24 protein-coding genes are annotated in these 24,521 nt (G+C 64.6%); 11 read left to right on the forward strand and 13 right to left on the reverse strand.

Going from position 1 to position 24,521, the window contains the following annotated elements; genetic code table 11:
- Positions 1-19 precede the first annotated feature (19 nt).
- The 9 genes from CV770_RS26970 to CV770_RS27010 form a co-directional block, all read right to left on the reverse strand.
- Complete coding sequence (locus tag CV770_RS26970; RefSeq protein WP_245453873.1) at positions 20-2,311, reverse strand: TonB-dependent siderophore receptor; 2,292 nt, start codon at positions 2,309-2,311, stop codon at positions 20-22.
- A 109-nt stretch (positions 2,312-2,420) separates the two neighbouring features.
- Positions 2,421-3,200, reverse strand: coding sequence for an AraC family transcriptional regulator (locus CV770_RS26975; protein ID WP_245453874.1), 780 nt, complete (start codon positions 3,198-3,200; stop codon positions 2,421-2,423).
- Between the two features lie 240 nt (positions 3,201-3,440).
- The gene (locus CV770_RS26980) at positions 3,441-4,154 is read right to left on the reverse strand and encodes an ABC transporter ATP-binding protein (protein ID WP_104464536.1); all 714 of its coding nucleotides are present in this window, start codon (positions 4,152-4,154) and stop codon (positions 3,441-3,443) included.
- Positions 4,147-4,914 carry an ABC transporter ATP-binding protein gene (locus tag CV770_RS26985; protein ID WP_018316880.1) on the reverse strand — a complete coding sequence of 256 codons (768 nt, stop codon included), beginning with the start codon at positions 4,912-4,914 and terminating at the stop codon, positions 4,147-4,149. Before CV770_RS26985 ends, CV770_RS26980 begins: the two co-directional genes overlap by 8 nt.
- On the reverse strand, positions 4,907-5,851 hold the full coding sequence (locus tag CV770_RS26990; protein WP_104464537.1) for a branched-chain amino acid ABC transporter permease: 945 nt from the start codon (positions 5,849-5,851) through the stop codon (positions 4,907-4,909). Before CV770_RS26990 ends, CV770_RS26985 begins: the two co-directional genes overlap by 8 nt.
- The gene (locus CV770_RS26995; protein WP_028139755.1) at positions 5,848-6,765 is read right to left on the reverse strand and encodes a branched-chain amino acid ABC transporter permease; all 918 of its coding nucleotides are present in this window, start codon (positions 6,763-6,765) and stop codon (positions 5,848-5,850) included. Before CV770_RS26995 ends, CV770_RS26990 begins: the two co-directional genes overlap by 4 nt.
- Before the next feature lie 298 nt (positions 6,766-7,063).
- The gene (locus CV770_RS27000) at positions 7,064-7,282 is read right to left on the reverse strand and encodes a hypothetical protein (protein ID WP_104464538.1); all 219 of its coding nucleotides are present in this window, start codon (positions 7,280-7,282) and stop codon (positions 7,064-7,066) included.
- A gap of 1 nt (position 7,283) precedes the next feature.
- Positions 7,284-7,943, reverse strand: coding sequence for an acyl-homoserine-lactone synthase (locus tag CV770_RS27005; RefSeq protein WP_201760056.1), 660 nt, complete (start codon positions 7,941-7,943; stop codon positions 7,284-7,286).
- A gap of 88 nt (positions 7,944-8,031) precedes the next feature.
- The gene (locus CV770_RS27010; protein ID WP_091965875.1) at positions 8,032-8,760 is read right to left on the reverse strand and encodes a LuxR family transcriptional regulator; all 729 of its coding nucleotides are present in this window, start codon (positions 8,758-8,760) and stop codon (positions 8,032-8,034) included.
- A 164-nt stretch (positions 8,761-8,924) separates the two neighbouring features.
- Between CV770_RS27010 and CV770_RS27015 the strand changes: the two genes are divergently transcribed.
- The 9 genes from CV770_RS27015 (at position 8,925) to CV770_RS27055 (ending at position 18,017) form a co-directional block, all read left to right on the forward strand.
- Positions 8,925-9,101 (forward strand): hypothetical protein, encoded by a 177-nt coding sequence (locus CV770_RS27015; RefSeq protein ID WP_091965876.1) that lies wholly within the window; start codon positions 8,925-8,927, stop codon positions 9,099-9,101.
- A gap of 362 nt (positions 9,102-9,463) precedes the next feature.
- Complete coding sequence (locus CV770_RS27020; RefSeq protein ID WP_091965877.1) at positions 9,464-10,402, forward strand: LysR family transcriptional regulator; 939 nt, start codon at positions 9,464-9,466, stop codon at positions 10,400-10,402.
- A gap of 143 nt (positions 10,403-10,545) precedes the next feature.
- Positions 10,546-11,424 (forward strand): shikimate dehydrogenase, encoded by an 879-nt coding sequence (locus CV770_RS27025; RefSeq protein ID WP_104464540.1) that lies wholly within the window; start codon positions 10,546-10,548, stop codon positions 11,422-11,424.
- Between the two features lie 57 nt (positions 11,425-11,481).
- Positions 11,482-12,612 carry an ABC transporter substrate-binding protein gene (locus CV770_RS27030; RefSeq protein ID WP_018316871.1) on the forward strand — a complete coding sequence of 377 codons (1,131 nt, stop codon included), beginning with the start codon at positions 11,482-11,484 and terminating at the stop codon, positions 12,610-12,612.
- A gap of 178 nt (positions 12,613-12,790) precedes the next feature.
- Positions 12,791-13,666, forward strand: a complete 876-nt coding sequence (locus tag CV770_RS27035; RefSeq protein WP_038946887.1) for a branched-chain amino acid ABC transporter permease — start codon at positions 12,791-12,793, stop codon at positions 13,664-13,666.
- Entirely contained in the window at positions 13,663-14,661 is a 999-nt protein-coding gene (locus CV770_RS27040; protein WP_104464541.1) for a branched-chain amino acid ABC transporter permease, read from the forward strand. The genes CV770_RS27035 and CV770_RS27040 overlap by 4 nt, the downstream gene beginning before the upstream one ends.
- On the forward strand, positions 14,658-15,401 hold the full coding sequence (locus CV770_RS27045) for an ABC transporter ATP-binding protein (protein ID WP_091965881.1): 744 nt from the start codon (positions 14,658-14,660) through the stop codon (positions 15,399-15,401). The genes CV770_RS27040 and CV770_RS27045 overlap by 4 nt, the downstream gene beginning before the upstream one ends.
- Before the next feature lie 10 nt (positions 15,402-15,411).
- Positions 15,412-16,149: an ABC transporter ATP-binding protein gene (locus tag CV770_RS27050; RefSeq protein WP_104464542.1), complete on the forward strand. Its 738-nt coding sequence runs from the start codon at positions 15,412-15,414 to the stop codon at positions 16,147-16,149.
- Entirely contained in the window at positions 16,146-18,017 is a 1,872-nt protein-coding gene (locus tag CV770_RS27055; RefSeq protein ID WP_104464543.1) for a bifunctional sugar phosphate isomerase/epimerase/4-hydroxyphenylpyruvate dioxygenase family protein, read from the forward strand. The genes CV770_RS27050 and CV770_RS27055 overlap by 4 nt, the downstream gene beginning before the upstream one ends.
- 168 nt (positions 18,018-18,185) lie before the next feature.
- On the opposite strand, the gene CV770_RS27065 is transcribed toward CV770_RS27055, so the two are convergent.
- Complete coding sequence (locus tag CV770_RS27065; RefSeq protein WP_091964200.1) at positions 18,186-19,358, reverse strand: ABC transporter substrate-binding protein; 1,173 nt, start codon at positions 19,356-19,358, stop codon at positions 18,186-18,188.
- Between the two features lie 312 nt (positions 19,359-19,670).
- Here CV770_RS27065 and CV770_RS27070 point away from each other — a divergent pair, with 312 nt between their 5' ends.
- The gene (locus CV770_RS27070) at positions 19,671-20,933 is read left to right on the forward strand and encodes an NAD(P)/FAD-dependent oxidoreductase (RefSeq protein ID WP_201760057.1); all 1,263 of its coding nucleotides are present in this window, start codon (positions 19,671-19,673) and stop codon (positions 20,931-20,933) included.
- A gap of 170 nt (positions 20,934-21,103) precedes the next feature.
- Here the strand turns inward: CV770_RS27070 and CV770_RS27075 are convergent, their stop codons facing one another.
- From CV770_RS27075 to CV770_RS27085, 3 genes are read right to left on the reverse strand one after another with little or no spacing between them, the layout of a single operon-like run.
- Entirely contained in the window at positions 21,104-22,315 is a 1,212-nt protein-coding gene (locus CV770_RS27075; protein ID WP_104464546.1) for an ABC transporter substrate-binding protein, read from the reverse strand.
- Between the two features lie 56 nt (positions 22,316-22,371).
- Positions 22,372-22,695 (reverse strand): 2Fe-2S iron-sulfur cluster-binding protein, encoded by a 324-nt coding sequence (locus CV770_RS27080; protein WP_104464547.1) that lies wholly within the window; start codon positions 22,693-22,695, stop codon positions 22,372-22,374.
- 12 nt (positions 22,696-22,707) lie between these two features.
- Positions 22,708-23,928 (reverse strand): cytochrome P450, encoded by a 1,221-nt coding sequence (locus CV770_RS27085; RefSeq protein ID WP_104464548.1) that lies wholly within the window; start codon positions 23,926-23,928, stop codon positions 22,708-22,710.
- 83 nt (positions 23,929-24,011) lie between these two features.
- Here CV770_RS27085 and CV770_RS27090 point away from each other — a divergent pair, with 83 nt between their 5' ends.
- Positions 24,012-24,518 (forward strand): MarR family winged helix-turn-helix transcriptional regulator, encoded by a 507-nt coding sequence (locus CV770_RS27090; RefSeq protein ID WP_104464549.1) that lies wholly within the window; start codon positions 24,012-24,014, stop codon positions 24,516-24,518.
- Positions 24,519-24,521: the final 3 nt, after the last annotated feature.

Consider the following 24,521-nt stretch of genomic DNA (forward strand, 5'->3'; position numbering starts at 1 on the left):
CTCCGTCCCGTGGGAACCCTCACCAGCGATAGCCGAGCGTTGCGATGATGGTCAGCGGTGCGCCGCGGTAGCAGTACCCGACCTGGCACGTCGTGTAGTGCAGATTGAAAAGGTTCTTGGCGTTGACCTGGAACTGAACGCCCTTCAGCTCCTTCGCCGCCTGGCCGAAATCATATTTCAGCGCAGCATCAACCAAGGTCACTGAGCTGTTCTTGAACGTGTTCAGATCGTCACCATAGCTCCAGGACATGTAACGCACGCCGCCACCGATGCTCAGCCCGGCAAACGGGCCGGCCAGCGGCAGGGCATAGTTGCCCCACAGCGTCGCGGTGTGCGGCGGATTGCCCGACGGAAACTTGCCGATCTGCGCGCTGTCGCCGGCCTGCTTGGTGACCATGTCGAGATAGGTGTAGGACGAGGTGATGTCGAAACCGCCGCCGAGGCTCGCCAGCGCCTGCAATTCGAAGCCGCGGCTTTGAATCTCGCCGCGCTGGACCGTGACGCCAGTCCCGGTCGTGACGAGGCCCCCGCTCTGGGTCAGGTCGAACACCGCAGCAGTGATGAAGCTCCTCGTCCCCAGCGGCTGATATTTGACGCCGATCTCGGTCTGCTTGCCGGTGGTGGGCTTGAAGAAGGCGCCCGTGGGATCGACGCCGAGATTGGGAAAGAACGAGGTTGAATAGGCGACGTAAGGCGCAACCCCGGAATCGAACACATAGGTCAGCCCGGCTCGCCCGCTATAGGCCTGTTCGGACTGCTGCTGGCGGGTCAGCGCGAACTGATCCTCGCCCGTGGTGCGAACCCAGTCGCTGCGGCCGCTCAGCGTCAGGATCCAGTGGTCGAGCTTGGCCTGGTCCTGAATGTACACGCCGGACTGGGTCTGCCGCTGCTGCGTTGAGGACGAGATCGCGGGATCCGGAATCGATTCCGGCACATAGGCCGGCGCGGCCAGATTGAGGTCGGAGACGCCGAAGCCGAAGCCCTGCTTGTCGTTGAACTTCGATGCCGTGTAGTCGGTGCCGACCAGGAGCGTGTGCTGCACGGGACCGGTCGAGAGTTTTGCCTCGACCTGGTTGTCCATGATGGCCGATTGCAGCGTGTCGTGGACGTAGCCGGTGTAGCGCGAGACGACATTGCCGACGGGAGCGCCGAGAAAGCCGACATAGCGCGTGACCGCATCGACATCGACATAGCGGAATTTCTGCCGAACGGTCACCGCATTGTTGAACGCATGCTCGAACAGATAGCCGACGCGCCCCTGCTCCTGGTCCAGCGAGTTATAGGACGGGCTGCCGGTGAAGATGTCCGTGGTGGTGCCGGTGCCCGTGGAATAGGTGAACATCGAGCCCGGCGTCTTCGATTTCTGGTAGGCGCCGAGAATGGTGAGGGTCGTCGATTGGTCCGGCCTCCAGGTGACGGCGGGAGCGACATAGACACGATTGTCCTTGCCGCCGGGCACGAACACGTCGGCGTCGCGCACCACGCCGGTCAACCGATAGGAAAATTGGCCGTTGGGATCGACCGGACCCGAGAGATCGAAATTGCCCTGAACGCGCTCGCGGTCGCCGAACACCGTCTGCACCTCGTGGAACGGCTGGCTGGTCGGCAGCTTGCTCTGCAGGTCGATCAATCCGCCGGGCGAGCCGAGACCGTAGAGGGCCGAACTCGGCCCGCGCACCACGGTGATGCTGTCAACGCCATAAGGCTCCGTCTTGAACACGCCGAGACCGGCGCCGACGAGGCGCAGGCCGTCGAGATAGATGCCGTTATAGGTGATGTCGAAGCCGCGGATTGAGATGGCGTCGAAGCGCGGATCGTAGCCGGAGGCATCGATGCGGACGCCCGGTTCATAGCCGACCGCCTCCGTCAGCGTCTGCACGGCGCGGTCGTTGAGCTCCTTGCGGGTCACGACCGAGATCGATTGCGGCGTCTCCAGCAGCGGGGTGTTCGTCTTCGTGCCCGCCGAGCTGCTGCTTGCGACATAGCTGTTCTCGCTCGACGCATTGGCACGGCCGCTACCCGCCTCGCGCGTGCCCGCGTTTCTGGCTTGTCCGGACCCGGCATTGCGCGGCGTCGCGACGCGGCCGCGCTGCGATTGTGAGGCGCGCTGGACAGATTGGGCACGCGGACGCGCCTGGCTCGGTGCCTCCACCGTGACCGGAGGCAATGTGCCCGCCGTCGAAGGCGAATTGGTTCCGGAGACCTGTGCGGCCGAGGGCGTCGCGTGCAGGACCACTCCCAAACCGGCCGCTCCCAGACCAGTTCTCACCATCCGTTCCCAGCCAAGCGTCTGCCCGTCGTTCCGCCTCATCGTCTTCCCCGAGTTCCGTGTTCAACAACCCGGGTGTAACCAGATCAAAGCGGCCGCCGCCTTTGCGCGCGCGCAAATCACCTTTGATCCCACGTGGAGGCTTTCGAGTTTACTGATAGCGACTCGGCGAATGGCCGAAGCGCCTGCGGAAGGCTGTCGCGAAATTTGCCGGATGGGCGTAGCCGACCCGATAAGCCGCTTCGGTGACGGACAAGCGCTGGTGAATCAAAAAGGCACGTGCGGCATCGAGCCGCTGAGCCCTGAGATAGTCGATCGCGCTCTGGCCATATGCCATCCGGAATTTCTGGTTGAAGGACCTGCGGCTCAGCCCAGCGTTCCGCGCCAGTTCGTCGATACTCCAGGGATAGGCGAGATCAGCATCCATCCGCTGCTTCACCGATTGCAGCCGCGTCCACTGCAGATCGGTGGTGGGATCGGTCGCAATCCGGCCGCGCTCGCCGAACAAGGCGTGGACCACGATCTCGGCGGCATGCGCCGACAGCAGCAATTGCGCCGCGTTGCCGGTGACCGGCGGCGAAAACATTTCTGCCGCGACCGCCTGTATGCGCGCAGATGCCCTCAGCGAGACGATCGCTGCGTCCGAGACGTCGTTCGCAAACAGCGCCCGAAACTCATCGCCGAGTCCGAGCCCATCGATCGAGGTTTGGGGAAACGCCAGGCCGATCGCGCAACGCTCGCCGGAGTGAACCGCGCGTTCCGCTGCGCAGGTTTCGCGCACGGCAATTGCCGTCATCCGCCCTTCGCAGCCGGTGCTGCGCGTCAGAATGCCGCGGCCTGCGCCACCATCAACGGAGACCGAGATGAACAGGCCCGGGGCTGCGATCGCAGAGCCGTCGGCATCGGCTCGAAACTCGCCTCTGACAAACACGCAGCCCGGAAAATCCAGCCATTGCGCTGTCGAAGCGCCCGGCTGTGCGGAATCGATGTCGTCTTGAGGCCGTCCGACAATTTGATCGTAGAAGTCCCGCATCGAATCCGCTTACGCCGCGGCTTGTTTGACCGCTGGCGGCGGCGCGCTCAAGAGCGCTGCGCGCGGTTTGGAGGGATTCGAAACTGGATTTGCTCGAAGAGAATCTTGCGCGTTACGCGCGGTCGGCAGGAACGTGCGTCAGATGCCGAGATATTTGTGCTGGAGATCCGGTTCCGCCATCAGCTGGTCGGAGGTGCCGCTCCACATCGTCTTGCCGCGCTCGATGATGAAGTGGCGATCGCAGATGCGGGCGAGATGGTCGACGTTCTTGTCGACGACCAGGATCGACTGTCCGCGGCTCTTGAGCAGCGACAGGCAGTGCCAGATCTCTTCGCGGATCAGCGGCGCGAGGCCTTCGGTCGCTTCATCGAGAATCAGGAGCTTCGGATTGGTCATCAGCGCGCGGCCGATCGCGAGCATCTGCTGCTCGCCGCCGGAGAGCTGGTTGCCCATGTTGGAGGCGCGTTCGGCAAGGCGCGGAAACATCACGTAGATCGCGGCCAGAGTCCAGGGATTGGGGCTGCTGAAGCGGTCGGCGGCGGCCGCGACCAGATTTTCGCGCACGGTGAGGTTCGGGAAGATCTGGCGTCCCTCGGGGACCAGGCCGACGCCGAGCTTTGCGATCCTGTACGAGGGAAGCTGCCTGACCTCGGCGCCCGCGAAACGAATGCTGCCGGCGCGCGCCGGCGTCAGGCCCATGATGGAGCGGATGGTCGTGGTCTTGCCCATGCCGTTGCGGCCCATCAGCGAGACCATCTCGCCCGGCCTGATCGACAGCGACAGGCCGAACAGCACCTGGGAGAGGCCGTAACAGGTCTCGATGCCGTCAACCTCGAGCAGCGTGTCAGCCATGATGCGTCACCACGTGCTGGTCGCCGAGATAGGCGCGCTTGACGTCCTCGTTGGCACGGATTGCGGCCGGATCGCCCGAGGCGATGACGCGGCCATAGACCAGCACCGTGATGCGGTCGGCAAGCGCAAACACCGCCGGCATGTCGTGCTCGACCAGCACGATCGAGACTTCCTTGCGCAGCTCCTGGAGCAGCTTCACCATGCGCTGGGATTCGGTGACACCAAGACCCGCCATCGGCTCGTCGAGCAGCAGCAGCTTCGGCTTGCTCGCGAGCGCGACCGCAAGCTCGAGCTCGCGCCGCTCGCCATGGCTGAGCCTGTTCACCACGACATCGGCGCGATGCAACAGGCCGACGCGATCGAGCGCGGCATGCGCGGCATCGCGCAAGGATCGCTCCTTGCGCGCATTGGCAAAGAAGCGGAACGAGGTGCCGGCATGGGCCTGCGCCGCCAGCGCGACATTGTCCGCGGCGGTGAAATCGAGCAGCAGCGAGGTGATCTGGAACGAACGCGCAAGACCCAGCGCACAGCGGCGATAGGCCGGCAGATAGGTGATGTCGCGCCCCGCCAGCGAGACGCTGCCGGAATGCGGCTCGAGATGCCCGGTGAGCTGGCTGATCAGCGTGGTCTTGCCGGCGCCGTTCGGGCCGATGATGGCGTGCAGCTCGCCCGCGGCGACGTCGAGCGAGACGTTATCCGTCGCAACGATGCCGCCGAAGCGACGCACCAGCTTTTCGACGCGAAGCAAGGGTTCAGCCACGGCCGGCCCTCCCCAGCATGCCCATGATGCCGCCGCGGCCGAACAGCACGATCAGCAGCAGCAGCGGGCCCATGATCAGCGCCCAATATTCGGTGATCTGCGACAGGAACTCCTCCAGCAGCAGGAACACCACCGCGCCCATGATCGGGCCGAACAGCGTGCCCATGCCGCCGAGAATCACCATCACCATGAGGTCGCCCGAGCGCGTCCAGTACATCACGGCCGGGCTGACGAAGTCGGTGTTGTTGGCGAGCAGCGCGCCGGCGAGGCCGCACATCGTGCCTGAAATGACGAAGCAGACCAGCTTATAGCGTTTTGCCGGGAAGCCGATCGCCTGCATGCGCTGCTCGTTGGAGCGCAGGCCCTGTACGACGAGGCCGAAGCGCGAATTGACGATGCGCCAGATCAGGAAGATGACGCCGAGGAGGCAGGCGAGGCAGAGATAATAGAACTGCGTGCGGTTCGACAGGTTGATCAGCCCGGAGAAGTCGCTGCGCTTGTAGACGGTGAGGCCGTCATCGCCGCCGTAGCGCGCCAGGCCCGAAGCGACGTAATAGGCCATCTGCGCGAAGGCGAGCGTGATCATGATGAAATAGACGCCACGGGTCCGCAACGACAGCGCGCCGATCACCAGCGCGTAGAGCGCGGACGCCGCGAGCGCGACCGGAAACTGGATGAAGCCGCTGCCGACGCCTTCCTGCGCCAGCATGCCGACCGCGTAGCCGCCGATGCCGAGATAGGCGGCATGGCCAAAACTCATCATGCCGCCAAAACCCATGATGAGGTTGAGGCTCGCCGCCGCCAGCGCCAGGATGATGATGCGGGTGAACAGCGTCAGGATGAAGATGTTGCCGGAGAGCTGCGAATAGAGCGGCAGCAGCAGGAGGCCCGCCAGCATCAGGGCCGTAACGGCCTTGCTCACAGTGAAGGACTTCATCGACGGTTGGCCGGAAACAGCCCCTCCGGCCGCACCACCAGCACGATCGCCATCAGCAGGTAGATCAGCATGGAGGACAATGCGGGCGCGGCGGTGGAGGCCGCGGCGCCGCTCAGCACCTGCCGCAGCAGATTGGGCAGGAAGGCGCGACCGAGCGTGTCGATCATGCCGACGAAGATCGCGGCGAGGAACGCGCCACGGATCGAGCCGATGCCGCCGATCACGATGATGACGAAAGCGAGGATCAGGATGTTCTCGCCCATGCCGATCTGCACGGTGAGGATCGGCGCCTGCATCAGGCCGGCGAGGCCGGCGAGCGCGGCGCCCAAGCCGAACACTAGCGTGTAGAGCAGCTTGATGTTGATGCCGAGCGCGCCGATCATCTCGCGGTTGGAGGCGCCGGCGCGGATCAGCATGCCGATGCGGGTGCGCATCACGCCGAGATAGAGCAGCAGCGCCACCAGCAGCGCCACCACGATGATGGCGAGCCGATAGGCGGGATAGTGAATGCCGGGCAGGATCGGCACCGGCACCGTGAGCCAGGCCGGCAGCGGCAGCGCAAGGCCGGCCGGGCCCCAGATCAGGCGCACGGCTTCGTTGAAGAACAGGATCAGGCCGAAGGTCGCCAGCACATGGTCGAGATGGTCGCGGCCATAGAGATGCCGCAGCGCGCTCATCTCCAGCACGATGCCGAGCACCAGCGTGGCCCCCAGCGCCATCAGCGCCCCGAGCAGGAAACTGCCGGTCCACGCCGCGAAGGTCGCGGCGAAATAGGCGCCCATCATGTAGAGCGAGCCGTGCGCGAGGTTGACGAGATCCATGATCCCGAACACCAGCGTCAGGCCGGCGGCGAGCAGAAACAGCAGCAGGCCGAACTGCAATCCGTTCAGGAACTGTTCGACGACGAGCAGCATCAAGACTCTTTCAGGCGCACGCGGTGTCGCGCCGATGTTCGAACACGTTCGCCATCAGTGAAAGAGCTCCCCCTGCCTGTTCAAGGCGGAAAAATGGGTAATGGCAGTATCGTTCCGAGGCAAGAGCGATTCGACACTAAACATGCACTTTGTTGCATGCGGGTGCATGCGGTCGAGACATTCCTGCAAGAAGGCTGCCGTGCGGCATGGGGCAACCTGCCGCACCCAAACGACAACCCTCTCGCCGGTGGGCCGGCGAGAGGGTGCGACTTCGTCGGAATGTAAGGAAGGATTGCGCCTAGTGCGACGTCATCTGCCGGGGAAGGTGATCCGGGTCGGCGAGCACGCTGTTGACCGTCGAGGCCTCCAGCGCCGCCATCCGGAACAGATAGGCGAGCGTCGTTAATCCGGTGTCTTCCGCCATCTGCGCCAGCTCGAGCGCCATGTCCGACATGTAGCCGAGATCATCGTCCCTGATCTGCGCCATGATCTGGCTGTCCCGCATCATGTTCGACATCTCAGGCGCTCTTTCGTTGCGCGGCAGCAGCGCCGCAAAGGTTGGCACGGGCGACGGCGTCCAGACGCGGGCCGTCCTGGCGCACGACATCCTTCATCCCGATACGGTCGCGCACGACATCGAGCGATTCCTGACGGACCTCGATGGACGCCGCCATGGTCCAGGAATTCTCGATCAGTGCCGGCAATCCCAGCGGGGTCACGACGAAGCCGATGTCATGGAAGCGGGGCAACCACCAAGTCTCCATGACGAGACAGAGACGCTCGATACCCTGATCCAGACAGAACTCCTGCGCCGCCGCCATCAATTGCAGATTGAACGCGCCGTCGCGGCGCTCCCGCGAAACGAAGAAGCGCGACCACTCCCAGACCAGCGGGTCCGAGGGGCAACCGCGCACCGTGGCGAGATGCGGGAAGACCTCGCTCATCATCGTCGGCTTGGTGGTCGGATACAGGCGGGAGCCGCCGAGCACCCGGCGGTTTTCGAGAGCCAGCAGGTAGATCGCGTCCTCATTATCGTAAGCGTCGATCTCGCGGCCGTCGGGCTTGCGCAGCGCCTCCCATTTCCGCTCCTCGACGAAAATCTCGTGGCGCACCCTGAAATGCTGCTCAAGAACGTCCTCGTAAAGGTGCCGGTTAACGGCTGAAATCACATGAACCATTTTCTCCCCCATTGTTCGAAATAATGGGGGAATCCTCACGGAAAACGGCGAAACCGACTATTGGGAAATTTCCCAGTAGGCGCGGATTTCAGGGGATGATGATTCTGTGGCGGATCGCGATCGCGACCGCATGCGTCCGGTTGACGGCACCAAGCTTGCGCGCAGCGGTTGCAAGATGCTCTTCGGCCGTGCGCTGCGTGATGTGGAGGATCTCGCCGATTTCCCAGGCCGACTTGCCCTGCGAGGCCCAGGCGAGCACCTCGCGCTCGCGCGGGGTAAGGCGCATCGATGGATGCGGCGCCGGATCGAGCAGACGACGAATGTGATCGAACCCGTACATCCCGATCAGGTGCAGCGCCGGCTTACTGCGCGCGTTGAGATCGAGATGAACGCCACCCAGCGAGACGCCGGCCTCGTAGCCAGTCAACCCGTGGATCGGCACGACGAAGCCGCGCGACATGCGGAAATCGGCAGCGCGCCGCATCACCTCCACCGCGCCCGGCTCCAGCTCCGGATCATACGGCGCCTCGGACCACTCGAAAGGATTCACCGTCTGCCGACATTTGCGGATCACGGGATCGACACGGTCGTAGCTCTTTTGGGTGTAGAGGCTGAACCACTCGGCCGGCCACTTCTTGGCGAGCACCATCTGGGAAAAGCGCTGATCGGGATTCGGCAATCCCGTTACGATGATATGCTCGAAGCCGTACCGGCCGAACGCGGTTGCAAGCGCGTCCATGGCGTCCGGAACCTTGGTATAGGCTCCAAGCCCCTCAATGAAGTCGAGCGCTTCCCGGCCATAATCCACGGCGGACATCAGTGCGTTTCCTGACCCTCGCCGTTCCGTATAGCACGTATTTGGGGACTGCCTCAATTCGCTGCGGCCGTAGTTTCCCGGTGCTCATCCGCCTGAAGATTTAAACTACTTGTGGCAGAATTGACGTCACGATACACCTGAGCGACCGAAGCGGGAACACCACGATGGAAGACGAGGACATCGCCCTCAACAGCGTGCTCGGCCTGGAATTGAACCGCGTGTTTTTCGCCGTCCGCGAAACGGCAAACAAGCAGAAGATCATCGAGTTCGCGCGCGCGGTGCTGGAAAGCGAGCGCGAGGAGCTGGCCGAGAGCGTATTGCCGGAAGAGCCGGCGAGCTAAACATAGCCGCAGCGCCGACGAACCCATCGAGCGCCCGCCGCCCTTCCATTCGAGCGAAACAATCTAACAGCGAAGTTACTCTTCTCTTATTGAAGAAGCCGACGGGCCCGGCGGCTTTCTCGTGCCCCGGACGCAGCGCAGCGTCTCTTCGACGATGCGCTGCAGAGCCGGGGCCCATCTATCCGCAGCTTACCCTCTGGTTCTCTGGGTCCCGGCTCCGCGCAGCAGCGTTTCACGCTGCAGCGCGTCCGGGACACGAGAGCGACTTCCCCTTCCATCCACATCCACACACTTGCCGCTGGATGACATCACGGCTCTCGTGAGATGATCGCCGCCATGATCGTCTTTCGGATGCCCAGGATATGATGACGCTGCGCCAGGTTGAAGTGATCCGTGCCGTGATGGTGACGGGCACCATCGGCGGTGCGGCGAAGCTGCTCAACGTCTCGGCGCCGGGGATCAGCCGCCTCGTCAAATACACCGAGCGCTCGCTCGGCATCCGCTTCTTCCAGCGCCAGAACGGGCGTTACTTCCCGACGCCGGAAGCCGAGAACATCTTCGAGCAGATCAACGGCGTCTACAAGAAGGTCGACGATCTCTCCGAGATCATCTCCAAGATCGGCCGCGGCGGCCTGTCGGAGCTGCGCATCGGCTCGGTGCCGAGCATCTCGCAGGTGATGGTACCGCGCGCGATCGAGCGCGTCCGGCGCCGCTATCCCGATCTCGCCATCGACATCAACGTCCTCAAGCTCGAGGAAGCCATCGACTATCTCATGCTCGGCCGCGGCGAGTGCGTGGCGATGAGCTACCGGCTGGAGCATTCCGGGCTCGACTTCATGCCGCTCGCCTCGGGCGAGCTCTATTGCATCGTGCCGCCGGGTCACGAACTCGCAGGCCGCAAGCAGGTCTCCGCCGAGGAGATCACCCGCTATCCGCTGATCGGCATCGATCCGAACGATCCCTACGGCCGGATCATGGCGGGGATCTTCGCGCGCAACCGCCTCGACTACAACATCACCATCCGCGCACGCTTCGGCACCACGGTCTGCGCGCTGGTGAAGGCGGGCCTCGGCATCGCCATCATCGACCAGTTCACGGTGGCCCATGGCGGCTATCCCGGGATCGAACTGGTGAAGATCACCGAGCCGACGAAGTTCGACACCTATATCGCAGTCAAACGCGGCACGCCGCTGTCGCTCCATGCCGAGTCTTTCATCGAGTCCCTGCGCGCCGAGATGCGCGCCATCGAGCCGTCTCGCGGCAACGGCAAGGCTGCGCAGGCGCGCGGGCGGAAAAAATAACATTATGTTCGGATTGCAGGACAAAAGGGTAATTGTGTTAGGCAAGGGAAGGACTATCGTCGCACCCCGAACCCCCTTGGAATTGCGTGGATTTGCCGGCTAATGGCCGGAACCGAACGCTCCCCAACGAGACGATAGCAAACATGTCCAAGCGCGGATACGCCGCCAGCAAGAAGCTCCTCACCGGCCTGATCGGTGCGCCGATCGCGCATTCCGCCTCCCCCGCCATGCACGAGCGCGCCGCCGAGGCGCTCGGCCTGCGCGGCCACTACCAGCTCATCGAGGTCGCCGGCGCCGACGCGACCGGGCTCCGCATGATGCTCGAAGGCGTGCGGCGGCTCGGCTTTGCCGGCGTCAACGTCACCTATCCCTACAAGGAAGCGGTGGTCCCGCTGCTCGACGCGCTGGCGCCGGACGCCGCCGCGATGGGCGCGGTCAACACCGTCGTCGTCCGGGACAGCCGCCTGACCGGCCACAACACCGACACCACGGGCTTTGCCCGCGCCGTGGCGCCACTGCTGGCGCCCGCGGGGAATGCCGTTGCGGTGATCGGCGCCGGCGGCGTCGGCAAGGCGATTGCGTTTGCGCTGGCGAGCCTGAAAGTGTCCGACATCCGCATTTTCGACAGCGAGCCGGCGCGCGCGGCGACGCTCGTCTCCCTGCTTGCGCCGCGGGGCGGCGCAAGGATCGCCGCAAGCGTCGAGGATGCGCTGCGCGGCGCGACCGGCCTCGTCAACGGCACGCCGGTCGGGATGCTGCCGGACCGCGGCATGCCGGTTACGGCCGCGCTGCTGCATGAAAAAATGTGGGTTGCGGACGCCGTCTACTCGCCGCTGATCACACCGCTGCTGGCGGCGGCACAAGCCAAGGGCGCGCGGATCATGACCGGGCGGGAGCTCGCGATCTACCAGGCGGCCGACGCCTTCGAACTGTTCACGGGCCTTGCCCCATCGACCGAGATCATGGGACAGGCATTCGACGAGGTGATGGCGGCACGAAGCTCGGCTTATCACGCTGCGTAACCGAAGCGGCCGACACAAGGCCGCGGACAATCTCGACGAAAAATGGGAGGAGAAACCATGAAATCGACCCTGCTGGCAGGCGCCCTGCTTGCCTTCGCGACTGCAACCAGCGTCCACGCCCAGGCCATCAAGCTCGCCAACGTTGCCGAGCTCTCGGGCGGCGGCGCCACTGTCGGCACCAACTGGAAGAACGGCATCGATCTCGCGATCGAGGAGATCAACGCCAAGGGCGGCGTGCTCGGCCGCAAGCTGGAAGTCAGCCATGCCGACTCGCAATCCAACCCCGGCGTCGCCCGCGCCCAGGTGCAGAAGGCGCTCGACGCCGAGCCCTATGTGCTGCTCGGACCCGGCTATTCCGGCTCGGTCAAGGTCACCGCGCCGCTCGCCGCCGAAGCGGGCATCGCGCAGATCATGGGCGGCGAAGCCGCCGAGCTGACGCAGGCCGGCAACAAATTCCTGTTCCGCACCTCGTTCGGCCAGCAATCCTCGATGCCGAAGGTCGCGAAATACATCCACGACGAGATGAAGGCGAAAACGGTCGCGGTGGTCTGGGTCAACAACGACTTCGGCCGCGGCGGACGCGACGTCGTCGTCAAGGAGCTCGACCGGCTCGGCTCCAAGGTGGTCGCCGACCTCTCGACCGAGGCGGGCCAGGCCGATTTCGCCGCCGACGTCGGCAAGATCAAGGCCGCCAATCCGGATGCCGTGTTCGTCTACCTGAACGAAGAGGAGAGCGCCCGCATCCTGAAGGAGCTGAAGCGCCAGGGCGTCACCGCGCCGCTGATGGGCGAGACCACGCTGATCGGCCAGAAGGTGATCGAGCTCGCCGGCGACGCCGCCAACGGCGCACGCGGCCATGTCGGCCTCACCACCGATGCCCCGGTCGACCTGATCAAAGCGTTCCGCGAGAAGTTCTCCAAGAAGTACAATTACGTGCCCGACCATAACGGCCTGAAGGGCTATCTCGCCGTCTACATGGTGAAAGCCACCACCGAGAAGATGGGCAAGGTCGACCCGAAGAAGTTTGCCGAGACGTTGCACGGCCTCACCATCAAGGCCGCGGACGAGCCGGGCATCCTGATGGACGTCACCTTCAGCGACACCGGCGACATCGACCGCCAGAGCTTTCTGGTCGAGGTGGTCGAAGGCAAGCAGGTGGTGAAGCAGGTGCTGCCCAAGGTGAAGTGAGGCGCGCGATCTTTCACCTCTCCCCGCTTGCGGGGAGAGGTCGGGTCGCATCGAAGATGCGATCCGGGTGAGGGGGAGCCTCCACGAGTCCAACCATCAGCGACCTCGCGGAGACTCCCCCTCACCCCGACCCTCTCCCCGCAAGCGGGGCGAGGGAGACGGGACACGAGAGGGGAACATGTCCAACCTATTCGATCTTCTGGTCGCGGGACTGGCCACCGGCGCGATCTATGCGCTGGTCGCGGTCGGCTTCACGCTGCTGTGGCAGACCTCGCAGACCATCAATTTCGCGCAAGGCGAGTTCGTGATGCTGCCGGCGTTCCTGATGCTGGCGGCGATGCACGCCGGCGCGCCGTTCTGGCTCGCGATCATCCTCGGCATCCTCTTGTCGATGATCCTGCTCGGCCTCGGCTTCAAGCTCCTGCTGGTCGACCCGATGATGCGCCACGGCGTGCTGCCGCTCGCGATTGCGACGATGGCGCTGGCGATCGGCCTCAAGGAAGCGGTCAAGCAATTCTTCAGCGCCGAGGCCTCGCCCTTCCCGTCGATCGTGCCGACCGGCGACATCTCCATCCTCGGCCACGCGGTCTCGCTGCAAAGCATCGGCGTGCTCGTCGTCGCCATCGTTGCCGTCTTCGGCTTGACCGCCCTTCTCAACCGCACCTCGCTCGGCCACCAGATGCAGGCGGCGGCGCAGAACCCGACGGTCGCGCGCATCATCGGCGTGCCGGTCGAGCGCATGATCCTGCTGACCTTCCTGATCAACGCCTTCCTGGTCGCACTGGCTTCGCTTTTGATCACACCGATTTACCTCGCAAAATTCTCGTCCGGCGAGGTGCTGGGCCAGGCCGCCTTCATCGCGGCGATCGTCGGCGGCTTCAACCAGGTGCGCGGCGCGATCGCCGGCGGCCTCTTGATCGGCGTGCTCGACAATCTCGCGGCCGCCTATGTCTCGACGCAGTACCGCGCCGCCGTGCCGATGATCTTCCTGATCGCCGTCATCCTGTTCCGGCCCCAAGGACTGCTCGGCCGCGCCGAGGAGCGCACGGTATGATCAGCTTCGGCAAACCTCTGAAGATCGCGCTCGGCCTGATCGTCATCGCCGGCCTGATCATCGTCCCCATGAACTTCAACCGCTACGGCCTGTTCATCCTGAGCCAATGGGCGGTGATGACCATCGCTGCGATGGGCCTCAACCTCACGCTCGGCTATGCCGGCCAGGTCTCGCTGGCGCAGGGCGCCTTCGTCGGCATCGGTGCCTATGCAGCGGCGATCATGACCACGCATGGCTGGCCGTTGCCGGCGGCGATCGTCGTCGCCATCGTGCTGAGCTTCGCGGTCGGCTGGGTGCTCGGCTATCCCGCGCTGCGCGTGCAGCACCACTACCTCGCCTTCGTCACCCTGGCCTTCTCCACCCTCGCCTTCCTGGTGTTCCGCAACGAGAGCTGGCTCACCGGCGGCATCTACGGCATCTCCAACATCCCGCGTCCGCATATCTTCGGTTTCGCGACCAACAAGCCGCTGCCGTTCTACTACGTCTGCCTCGGCTCGCTCGCGATCGTGTCGCTCGCGGTGTGGTGGCTGATCCGCTCACCCTGGGGCCGCGCCTTCATGGCATTGCGCGAAAACCCGCTGCGCGCCCAATCGCTCGGCATCGACACGCGCCGCTACACGCTGATGGCGTTCGCGATCGGCTCGGCGCTCGGCGGCATCGCCGGCGGACTCTATGCGCCGCTCACGCAATATATCGACCCCGTGCCGTTCAACCTGTCGCTCTCGCTCGACCTTCTGATGATGGTGATCGTCGGCGGCGCGGGCTTCTATTTCGGTCCCTTCCTCGGCGCGATGATCGCGGTGTTGCTGCCGGAATGGCTGCGCTTCACGGAGGGCTATTATCTGATGCTCTACGCGGTGGCGGTGATGCTGCTGCTGATCTGGTCGCCGACCGGCATTTTGGGAATCCTCGACCGCTATCTCGCCGAGCGCCGCACCAAGGCTGCCTCCGCGCTGCGCGCCGTCGCAAAATCCCGCCTGGAGACGGTGCAATGAGTGCGGTGCTCGAAGTCTCCGATATCAAGAAGAACTTTGGCGGCATCAGCGCCGTCGACGGCGTCTCCTTCGACGTGCGCGAGGGCGAGATCCTCGGCCTGATCGGTCCGAACGGTTGCGGCAAGTCCACGCTATTCAACTGTATCCTCGGCCAGCTCACCCCGTCAGGCGGCGAGGTCAAGCTCGACGGCAAACTCGTCACAGGCCTCCGCCCCTCCGAGCTGAACAAGCTCGGCGTCAGCCGCACCTTCCAGCTGTTGCAGGTGTTTCCAAAGCTCTCGGTGCGCGAGAACCTGATCCTCGCGGGCCAGGAGCATCAGGGCAACATGGCCTCGCGCCTGGTCGGCCGCTCCGATGCCGGACTGACTGATACCGCCAACCAGATGATCGGGTTCTTCAAGCTCGATCATCTCGCCGACGAGCCGGCCGGCGGATTGTCCTATGGCCAGCAAAAACTGCTCGACGCCGCCATGGCCTTCATGGGCGGCCCGCGCCTGGTGCTGCTCGACGAGCCTGCCGGTGGCGTCAACCCGTCGATGCTGGCGGACCTGAAGGACCGCCTGGTCGCGATCAACCGCGAGAAGAACGCCACCTTCGTCGTGATCGAGCACAACATGGAGTTCGTGATGTCGCTGTGCTCGCGCGTGATGGTGATGGCGGAAGGCAAGGTGCTGGCGATGGGGCGGCCCGACGAGGTCCGCAAGAACCCCGCCGTGATCGAAGCCTATCTCGGACATTGAGGAGCCGATCATGAGCGAGCCTATCCTCTCGGTTCACAATCTCGTCGGCGGCTACGGCAAGATGACGATCTTGAACGGCACGACGTTTGCCGTGCCTCAAGCCACGATCACCACGATCATCGGTCCCAACGGCGCCGGCAAGTCCACCGTGTTCAAGGCGATCTTCGGCCTGTTGAAGCTGCGCGAGGGCAAGATCAGCTTTGCCGGCCGCGACATCATCAATTTGAGCCAGCGCGCGCTGCTCAATGCCGGCATCTGCTACGTGCCGCAGGGCCGCAACATCTTCCCCGAGCTGTCGGTGCGTCAAAATATCGAGCTCGGCGGCGTCGCCGCCGGCAAGGGCCTCGACCTGCCCACGCGGATCGAGGCTGCCCTCGACCTGTTCCCCGCATTGCGCCGCAAATCGACACAGCAGGCCTCGACACTTTCCGGCGGCGAGCAGAAGCAGCTCGAGATCGCCCGCTCGCTGCTGCTCGAGCCGAAGCTGGTACTCATCGACGAACCCTCGATCGGCCTGTCGCCGCTGATGGTGCAGCAGACCTTCGACATCCTCAAGCGCCTGCGCGACCGCGGCGTCACCATCCTGATGATCGAACAAAACGCGCGCTCGGCGCTGGAAATCTCCGACATCGGCATCGTGCTCGAGCTCGGCCAGACCCGCATGGTTGACGACGCCAAGCGCATCCTGAACGATCCCCGCATCGGCCAGCTCTTCCTCGGCGGTGCCATGGAGGACAATGCAGCATGAACAAGCGCTCGATCGCCACCGTCTCCCTCTCAGGCGCCCTCGACGAAAAACTTCGCGCCATCGCATTGGCCGGGTTCGACGCGGTCGAGATCTTCGAGAACGATCTGCTGTCGTTCGGCGCAAGCCCGCGCGACATCGCAAAGCTCTGCAAGGACCTCAATCTCGAGATCTGCGCGTTTCAGCCGTTCCGCGATTTCGAGGGCATGCCGGAGCCGCAGCGCGCACGCAACTTTGCCCGCGCGGAACGCAAGTTCGATCTGATGCAGGAGCTCGGCACCGATTTGCTGCTGATCTGCTCCAACGTCTCGCCCGCCTCGCTCGGTGGCATCGATCGCGCCGCGGACGATTTTCGTGAGCTGGGCGAGCGCGCCGCCAGTCGGGGCTTGCGCGTCGGCTACGAGGCCTTGGCCTGGGGACGTCATGTCAACGACTACCGCGATGCCTGGGAGATCGTGCGCCGCGCCGACCATCCCGCGATCGGCGTCATCCTGGATAGTTTCCACGCGCTGGCACCCGGCTTCCCGGTCCGCGCGATGGCCTCGATCCCCGGCGACAAGATTTTTCTGGTGCAGCTTGCCGACGCGCCGAAGCTCGAGCTCGACATCCTGTCCTGGAGCCGGCACTTCCGCTCCTTCCCCGGACAGGGCGATCTGCCGGTCGGCGAGTTCATGGCGGCGATCGCGGCAACCGGCTATGCCGGGCCGCTGTCGCTGGAGATCTTCAACGACCAGTTCCGCGCCGGTTCGGCCGCGCAGACCGCGCTCGACGGCCTGCGCTCGCTGATCCTGCTGGAAGACCAGCTTGCGCCGGATTGGCCGAGATTCGCCGCCGAGCCGCTGGCACCAAAGGCGAAGAGCCGCGGCACCGGGTTTATCGAGTTTGCCGTCAACGAGAGCAAGGCCGGCGAGCTCGCCCGCCTGTTTGCACAACTCGGCTTCCGCAAGACCGGCGCGCATCGCAGCAAGGCGGTGGAGCGCTGGTCGCAGGGCAAGGTCGAGCTCGTCATCAACAGCGAGACCGACGGCTTTGCGCATTCGCACTATGTGACGCACGGTCCCGGCGTCTGCGCGATTGCACTCGATGTCGACAATGCCGGCCTTGCCTTGCAGCGTGCCGAGATGCTGAAGGCGCGCACCTTCTACCAGCCGGTCGGGCCGGGCGAATTGGAGATCCCGGCGATCCACGGCGTCGGCGGCAGCCTGCTGTATTTCCTGGATCAGGCCGGCAAGAACTGGGACACGGATTTCGAGCCTGTCCCGAGCGATGCAGCCGCGGACGCGCTGCTCACCGTCGATCACATCGCGCAGTCGATGCCCTATGACGAGATGCTGTCCTGGCTGCTGTTCTACACCGGCATCCTCGACCTCAAGCGGCTGCCGCAGATGGAGATCGCCGATCCCCGAGGCCTCGTGCAGAGCCAGGCCATCATCAACGCCGACCAGAGCCTGCGCTTCGTGCTCAACGGCTCCTCCGCCAACCGGACGTTGCCGGCACGCTTCATCTCGGAGTTCTTCGGCTCAGGCGTGCAGCACGTCGCGTTCTCGTGCCGGGACATTTTTGCGGCGGTCGCGGAGATGCGCAAGCGCGGCGCGGATTTCCTGGATATCCCCGACAATTACTACGACGACATCGAAGCCAAATATGACCTCGCGCCCGACCTGATGGCGCAGCTCCGCGCCAATCACATCCTCTACGACCGCGAGGGCGACGGCGAGTTCTTCCAGGTCTACACCCACATTTTCGACGAGCGGTTTTTCTTCGAGATCGTCGAGCGCAGGAATTATCAGGGGTTCGGTGCGGCGAATGCCGGGATCAGGCTCGCAGCCCAGTCCCGCGAAGTGCGGCCCGCCAGCATGCCACGGGTGTGATCACCCTCTCCCCCTGTGGGAGAGGGTGGCTCGCCGCGACAGCGGCGAGACGGGTGAGGGGTATCTCTCGGCGAACTCGATGGAAATTGCTTTGCGGAGAGATACCCCTCATCCGGCGCTTCGCGCCACCTTCTCCCACAAGGGGAGAAGGGGCAACGTCGCTTGTAGCTACTTCATCTTGCACTTGTCGTGGAAACGATCCTGGTCGTTCTCCACGATGGTCGCGACCGTCTTCAGCGAGAGCTGGCCTTCGGCGTCCTTCACGACGTCCTGGAGATAGAAGCTCTGCACCGGGATGTGGTTCTTGCCGTATTTGAACGCGCCGCGCAGCGATTTGAAGTTGGCCTTCTCCATCTCGGCCTTCATCGCATCCTTCTTGCTGGTGTCGCCCTTCACCGCGACCACCGCGCTGTTGATGAGCTGGGCGGCGTCATAGGATTGCGCGCCGTAATAGGTCGGGCGCAGACCGGTGTACTTCTTGCGATAGTCGGCGACGAAGCGCTTGTTCTGCTCGTTGGGGAGGTCGTTGACCCATTCCTGCGCGCCTGGCACCCCGAGCGCGTTCTCCTTCTGTAGCGGCAGCGACAGCTCGTCCACCGTGAAGGCGGTGTAGAGCGGCATCGTGCTCTTCAGGCCGGCCTGCGCATATTGGTTGAGGAACTGCACGCCGGCTGCGCCCGGATAGAACACGAAGATCGACTCCGCGCCCGAGGCGCGCGCCTTGGAGAGCTCGGCGGAGAAATCGAGCTGGCTCGGCCACACCGTGTATTCCTCGCCCTTGATCTCGCCCTTGAACGTGTTCTTCAGGCCCGCGAGCATGTCCTTGCCGGCCGCGTAGTTCGGCCCGATCAGGAACACGCTCTTGACGCCCTTCTGGTTCATGTAGAGGCCCATAGCCTGCGGCGTCTGGTCGTTCTGCCATGAGGTCGAGAACACGTAAGGCGAGCACAGCTCGCCGGCGAGCTGCGACGGGCCGGCGTTGGCCGAGATCAGGAAGGTCTGCGAGTCGACCGCGGTCTTCAGCGAGGCCAGCAGCACGTTCGACCAGATGTAGCCGACGATGAAATCGACCTTGTCCGACTGCACCAGCTTCTCGGTCTTCTGCTTGCCGACATCGGGCTTCTGCCCGTCATCCTCGTAGATGACCTCGACCGGCTTGCCGTCCATCTTGCGGCCCATGTGATCCAGCGCGAGCTCGAAGGAGTTGCGCATATCGTTGCCGATCACGGCGGTCGGGCCGCTGAAGGTCGAAACGAAACCGATCTTGATGGTGTCGCCGGCGAAAGCCGGGCTCGCCAGCACCAGCGCCGCTGCGCCCGCCAGCCAGAATGCCGTCCTCATAACCACTCCCCTCCTTATTATCGGTCCCGGAAAACGGGGTGATCGCCGCCCCGGGCCTGTCTCTATTGAACGCAAAATCTGTCGCGCCGCCAATGGCTCAGCGGCCGCTGCTGCACCATATTTCGCCCCAATCGGCGATGGCAAGAAATATAATTCTACATACTTCGGCCAAGGCCTGATCCGAGCCTGCGGCGCTTTTTCGCGCCCGATCGATACATCCGGCCTATGCGGCGATTGATGACAGCTATTGGACCGCGGCGTCCGATCCGCACTTAAATGGGGGTGTGGAGCAGCGAGATTCGAGGGCACATCATGACCACGACACCGCATCGCGTCGTCATCGTCGGCGCCGGCTTCGGCGGGCTGGAGACGACCTACCGGCTTGCGGGTGCGCCGGTCGAGATCACGCTGATCGACCGCCGCAACCATCATCTGTTCCAGCCGCTGCTCTACCAGGTCGCGACCGCCTCTCTCGCCACCAGCGAGATCGCCTGGCCGATCCGCCACCTGATGCGAGACAGGCCCGAGGTGACGACGCTGTTCGCGACGGTCAGCGGCGTCGATGCGGCAAGGCGCTGCGTGCTGATCGACGACGGCAGCGAGGTGCCTTACGACACGCTGGTGCTCGCCACCGGCGCGCGCCACGCCTATTTCGGCCACGACGAATGGGAGCAGTTCGCGCCGGGCCTGAAGACGCTGGAGGACGGCACCACGCTGCGCCGCCACATCCTGGTGGCGTTCGAGCGCGCCGAGCGCGAGACCGATCCGGCGAAGCGCGCGGCGCGGCTGACCTTCGTCATCGTCGGCGGCGGCCCCACCGGTGTCGAGCTCGCCGGCACCATCGCCGAGATGGCGCGTCACACATTGCCCGGCGATTTTCGCAACATCGACACGACCAAGGCGCGCGTGGTGCTGATCGAAGCGGGGCCGCGCGTGCTCGCGGGCTTCGCCGACGATCTCTCTGCCTATGCGCAGGCCTCGCTGGAGAAGATCGGCGTCGAGGTCGTGCTGGGGCAGGCCGTCACCGAGATCAATCGTGAGGGCGTGGTGTTCGGGGGCAAGCTGCTCGAGGCAAAGACCCGAATCTGGGCGGCAGGCGTGCGCGCCTCACCCGCCGCAGAATGGCTGGACGCGCCGGCCGATCGTGCTGGCCGCGTACAGGTCAAGGACGATCTGAGCATCCCTGATCATCCCGAGATCTTTGCGATCGGCGACACCGTCTTGATCAATGCCTGGGAGGGCAAGCCGGTGCCCGGCATCGCACCGGCCGCCAAGCAGCAGGGCCGTCACGTCGCCGAAACGATCAAGGCGCGGCTGAGCGGAGAGCCGACTGGCCCATTCCGCTACAAGCACTCCGGCAGCCTCGCGCAAATCGGCAAGCGGCTTGCGGTGATCGACTTCGGCCGCATCAAGCTGCGCGGCACCATCGCATGGTGGATCTGGGGTATCGCCCACATCTACTTCCTGATCGGCCTGCGCCACCGCCTCAGTGTCGCGCTGAGCTGGCTCTGGATCTACGCGCGGGACCAGCGCGCAGCGCGGCTGATCACGCAAGGAAGCAGCAAGGTGGTGTAGCGTCTTCTTCCCTTCTCCCCTTGTGGGAGAAGGTGGCGCGAAGCGCCGGATGAGGGGTCTCTCTCCGCTCGCGAGAGTACCCGCGAGGAGAGAACCCCTCACCCGGCTTCGCTTTGCGAAGCCACCCTCTCCCACAGGGGGAGAGGGTGCAGCGGCGCTCGCCGCGACAGCTACTTCACCAGCTCGCACCCGCCTTCAGCCAGCGGGCGGAACGCCTGGTCCGCCGGAATCGTCGAGACCAGCTTGTAATAATCGTACGGATATTTCGATTCCTCCGGCTTCTTCACCTCGAACAGGTACATCGGATGCACGACGCGGCCGTCCTGACGGATGGTGGTGTCGCCGAACAATTTGTCCTTGCCTCTGAACTTCTTCATCTCGGGCACAGCGTCCTTGGCGTTGTCGCTGCCGGTCGCGGCGACCGAGTTGAGATAAGCGAGCGTCGAGGCATAGACGCCGGCCTGGTTGCCGCTCGGCATCTTGCCGTTCATGCCCGGCCGCGCGGCGAAACGTTTGGCGAACGCGCGGGTGTCATCGTTCATGTCCCAGTAGAAGGCTTCCATGAGCTGGAGGCCCTGCGCGACCTTGATACCCATGCCGTGAACGTCGTTGATGAAGAGCAGGAAGGCGACAAGCTTCTGGCCGTTCTGCTGGATGCCGAACTCGGCAGCCTGCTTCACGGCGTTGATGGTGTCACCGCCGGCATTGGCAAGGCCGATCACCTGGGCCTTCGACCCCTGCGCTTGCAACAGGAACGAGGCGAAATCGGAAGTGCCGAGCGGATGCTTGGACGAACCCAGCACCTTGCCGCCGTGTCCCTCGATGTATTTCTGCGCCTCAGCCTCGATGCCCTTGCCGAGCGCGTAGTCGACCGTGAGGAAATACCAGTCCTTGCCGCCGCGCGACATCATTGCGGCTGCCGTGGTGTTGCCGGTCGCCCAGGCGTCATTGACCCACTGGATGGTGTTGGGCGAGCAGGCCTTGCCGGTGAGATCGGAGCTCGCGGTCGAAGAGGCCAGGAACGTCATGCGGCTGTCGCGCAGCAGCGTGTTGATGGAAAGACCAACCGCTGAGTTCGGCACGTCGACGATGGCATCGACGCCCTCGACGTCGAGCCATTTGCGCGCAATGGCGTTGCCGACATCGGCCTTGTTCTGGTGGTCGGCATAGACGATCTCGACCTTGATGTTCTTGCCGCCGCCGTTGAAATCCTCCGCGGCCATGCGCGCGGCTTCCACCGAGCCCATGCCGTTGGTGTCCTGGAAGATGCCGGAGATGTCGTTGAGCACGCCGACGCGCACGACATTGTCCGAGATCTCGGCGGTCGCCGCGCCGGTCACCAGGCTGGCGGCCAGCGCAAGCGTCCATTTCAGATGTTTCATTCTTCCCTCCCCTGTTTGATGGTTTGCCGCGCCGGACGTTGCCGGCGCGTCGAGACTCAGACCTGCCGTTCCGGCAGCTTCACCACGAGCCCGTCGAGCTCCGGCGTGATCTTGATCTGGCAGGACAACCGGCTGTTGGGCAGCCGCTCGCTCGCAGTGCCGTCGAGCAGCGCGTCCTCGTCGTCAGCCGCGGCGGGAAGCCGCCCGAGCCAGCTCTCGTCGACATAGACGTGGCAGGTCGCGCACATGGCGTTGCCGCCGCATTCGGCCAGAATGCCGTCGAGGCCGTGACGGGTCGCCGCCTGCATGGCGCTCTCGCCGTCCGCGGTCTCGACGCGCTCGGACTTGCCGTCGGAATGGATGAAAGTGATGGCGGGCATCAAAGCTCCTGGTCAGGCCGGGGTGATGGTGACGGGCAGGCTATCGAGCCCGCGCAGCGTGTTGTTGAAGCGGCGCTTCGGCTCGCCCGTGATCTCGATCTTCGCGATGCGCCGGGCCAGCGCCGTCAGCATCACCTCGCCTTCGAGGCGGGCAACGAGCTGGCCGACGCACATGTGGATGCCCGAGCCGAAGCCGACATGACCGGAGGTGCGGCGGGTGATGTCGTAGCTATCAGGCTCGTCCCAGCGTCTGGGATCGCGATTGGCGGCGGCCAGAAACATCAGCACTTTCTCGCCCTCGCCGATCGTCGCGCCTGACAGCTCGACATCGCGCGTGGTGGTGCGGAAGAAAGTCTGCACCGGACTTTCGAACCGCACGGCCTCCTCGAAGGCGTTGCGCGCCAGCGTCAGATCAGCGCGCAGGCGCTGCCACTGGTCGGGGAAGCGCGCAAGGCAATAGACCGCCGCGCCGATGCCGTTGACGGTGGTGTCGAGACCGGCGGACAGCAGCGAGCGCACCAGCAGCGGGGCCTCGGTCGCGGTGATCTCGCCGTCATCGACGCGGGCGTGGATACAGGCACCGAAGCCACCGGGTGCGAGGTTGTCGCGCTGGCATTGCTCGGCGACATAGGCCTGGTGCGGCGCCGAGCGCGCGATCGCCTCCTGGCGCAACTCGTTGGGCGGGCCGAACGCGTTGAACACGACGCTCGCATAGGGGATCAGATGCTCGCGCCCCTCCGCCTTCAAGCCCAGCGCATCCGGAAAGATCGAGAGCGGATAGGCCTCGGCGAGATCGGTGATCGCGTCGAAGCTGCGCTTGTCCAGCAGCGCATCCACCCGCTCCTCCGCCGCGGCGGCAAAGCGATCGCGCACCTGCTTCATCACGGTCGGCGACAGCACCTTTGACAGCACGGCGCGGGTGCGGGTGTGCGCGGGCGGATCGGCCTCAAGGATCAGGCTCGGCGGCCGCCACGGCGTCTCCTTCTTGAAGTCGGACAGGCCGACGCCGCGGCTGGAACAGAAGGTCGCGGGATCGTTCAGCACCGCATGGACCTCGGCATAGCGCGCCACGCCATAGACGTTCCACTTGTCGAGATAGACCACCGGACCGGCCTCCCGCAGCCGCTGATGCGTCGGATACGGGTCGGCGAAAAAATTCATGTCGAAGGGATCGACGTCGAGATGCGGGACGGCCGCAGAGCCTGTCGATGCAGGGGTGCCGGATGCGGTCATGGGAGACCTCTCTCATTTTGATCTTGTGAAAGCGCAGCGCATGCCTTTAGGTCGGTGGCCTCACCGCGAGACAGAACGCCGACATGCCTGCGCCTTCGACCAGACCCCGCCACAAGCCTGCGCCCGCAGAGGCGGGACCGACGCTCGATCTCGAGCGTTACGTCCCGGCCTTCGTCACCTTCATCGCCAACAAGCTCTCGAACAGCGCGACTGCGTTCTATCAGCGGGAGTTCGGCGTCAACGTCACGGAATGGCGGATCATGTCGCTCCTGGCGATCGAGCCCGGCATTCCGGCCTCGCGCATCTGTCACGTCATCGGCTTCGACAAGGGTCCAGTGAGCCGGACGCTGGCGGGCCTCGAGAAGCGCGGGCTGATCTCGATCCGCACCGACCCAAACGACGGCCGCACCCATTCGATTTCCCTGACGGCGAGGGGCCGCGCCACCCATGACAAGGTGATCGCCGCCGCGCTCGAACGCGAGCGGCGGCTGTTGTCCTGCCTCAACAAGGACGAGCGCGAGGTGCTGATCGGCCTGCTCCGCCGGCTGCACGAAAATCTCGGCGCAGTCACCGGCGGCACTGAGACCTGACGG

It is taken from the genome of Bradyrhizobium sp. AC87j1 (genome assembly GCF_002936975.1).
Lineage (GTDB): Bacteria > Pseudomonadota > Alphaproteobacteria > Rhizobiales > Xanthobacteraceae > Bradyrhizobium > Bradyrhizobium shewense.

Excerpts from the sequence above, each read along its gene's own strand:
- CV770_RS26970 (WP_245453873.1), bottom strand. The coding sequence starts at position 2,311 with ATGAGGCGGAACGACGGGCAGACGCTTGGCTGGGAACGGATGGTGAGA.
- CV770_RS26980 (WP_104464536.1), bottom strand. The coding sequence starts at position 4,154 with ATGGCTGACACGCTGCTCGAGGTTGACGGCATCGAGACCTGTTACGGC.
- CV770_RS26990 (WP_104464537.1), bottom strand. The coding sequence starts at position 5,851 with ATGAAGTCCTTCACTGTGAGCAAGGCCGTTACGGCCCTGATGCTGGCG.
- CV770_RS26995 (WP_028139755.1), bottom strand. The coding sequence starts at position 6,765 with ATGCTGCTCGTCGTCGAACAGTTCCTGAACGGATTGCAGTTCGGCCTG.
- CV770_RS27000 (WP_104464538.1), bottom strand. The coding sequence starts at position 7,282 with ATGTCGAACATGATGCGGGACAGCCAGATCATGGCGCAGATCAGGGAC.
- CV770_RS27005 (WP_201760056.1), bottom strand. The coding sequence starts at position 7,943 with ATGGTTCATGTGATTTCAGCCGTTAACCGGCACCTTTACGAGGACGTT.
- CV770_RS27010 (WP_091965875.1), bottom strand. The coding sequence starts at position 8,760 with ATGTCCGCCGTGGATTATGGCCGGGAAGCGCTCGACTTCATTGAGGGG.
- CV770_RS27015 (WP_091965876.1), top strand. The coding sequence starts at position 8,925 with ATGGAAGACGAGGACATCGCCCTCAACAGCGTGCTCGGCCTGGAATTG.
- CV770_RS27020 (WP_091965877.1), top strand. The coding sequence starts at position 9,464 with ATGATGACGCTGCGCCAGGTTGAAGTGATCCGTGCCGTGATGGTGACG.
- CV770_RS27025 (WP_104464540.1), top strand. The coding sequence starts at position 10,546 with ATGTCCAAGCGCGGATACGCCGCCAGCAAGAAGCTCCTCACCGGCCTG.
- CV770_RS27030 (WP_018316871.1), top strand. The coding sequence starts at position 11,482 with ATGAAATCGACCCTGCTGGCAGGCGCCCTGCTTGCCTTCGCGACTGCA.
- CV770_RS27035 (WP_038946887.1), top strand. The coding sequence starts at position 12,791 with ATGTCCAACCTATTCGATCTTCTGGTCGCGGGACTGGCCACCGGCGCG.
- CV770_RS27040 (WP_104464541.1), top strand. The coding sequence starts at position 13,663 with ATGATCAGCTTCGGCAAACCTCTGAAGATCGCGCTCGGCCTGATCGTC.
- CV770_RS27045 (WP_091965881.1), top strand. The coding sequence starts at position 14,658 with ATGAGTGCGGTGCTCGAAGTCTCCGATATCAAGAAGAACTTTGGCGGC.
- CV770_RS27050 (WP_104464542.1), top strand. The coding sequence starts at position 15,412 with ATGAGCGAGCCTATCCTCTCGGTTCACAATCTCGTCGGCGGCTACGGC.
- CV770_RS27055 (WP_104464543.1), top strand. The coding sequence starts at position 16,146 with ATGAACAAGCGCTCGATCGCCACCGTCTCCCTCTCAGGCGCCCTCGAC.
- CV770_RS27065 (WP_091964200.1), bottom strand. The coding sequence starts at position 19,358 with ATGAGGACGGCATTCTGGCTGGCGGGCGCAGCGGCGCTGGTGCTGGCG.
- CV770_RS27070 (WP_201760057.1), top strand. The coding sequence starts at position 19,671 with ATGACCACGACACCGCATCGCGTCGTCATCGTCGGCGCCGGCTTCGGC.
- CV770_RS27075 (WP_104464546.1), bottom strand. The coding sequence starts at position 22,315 with ATGAAACATCTGAAATGGACGCTTGCGCTGGCCGCCAGCCTGGTGACC.
- CV770_RS27080 (WP_104464547.1), bottom strand. The coding sequence starts at position 22,695 with ATGCCCGCCATCACTTTCATCCATTCCGACGGCAAGTCCGAGCGCGTC.
- CV770_RS27085 (WP_104464548.1), bottom strand. The coding sequence starts at position 23,928 with ATGACCGCATCCGGCACCCCTGCATCGACAGGCTCTGCGGCCGTCCCG.
- CV770_RS27090 (WP_104464549.1), top strand. The coding sequence starts at position 24,012 with ATGCCTGCGCCTTCGACCAGACCCCGCCACAAGCCTGCGCCCGCAGAG.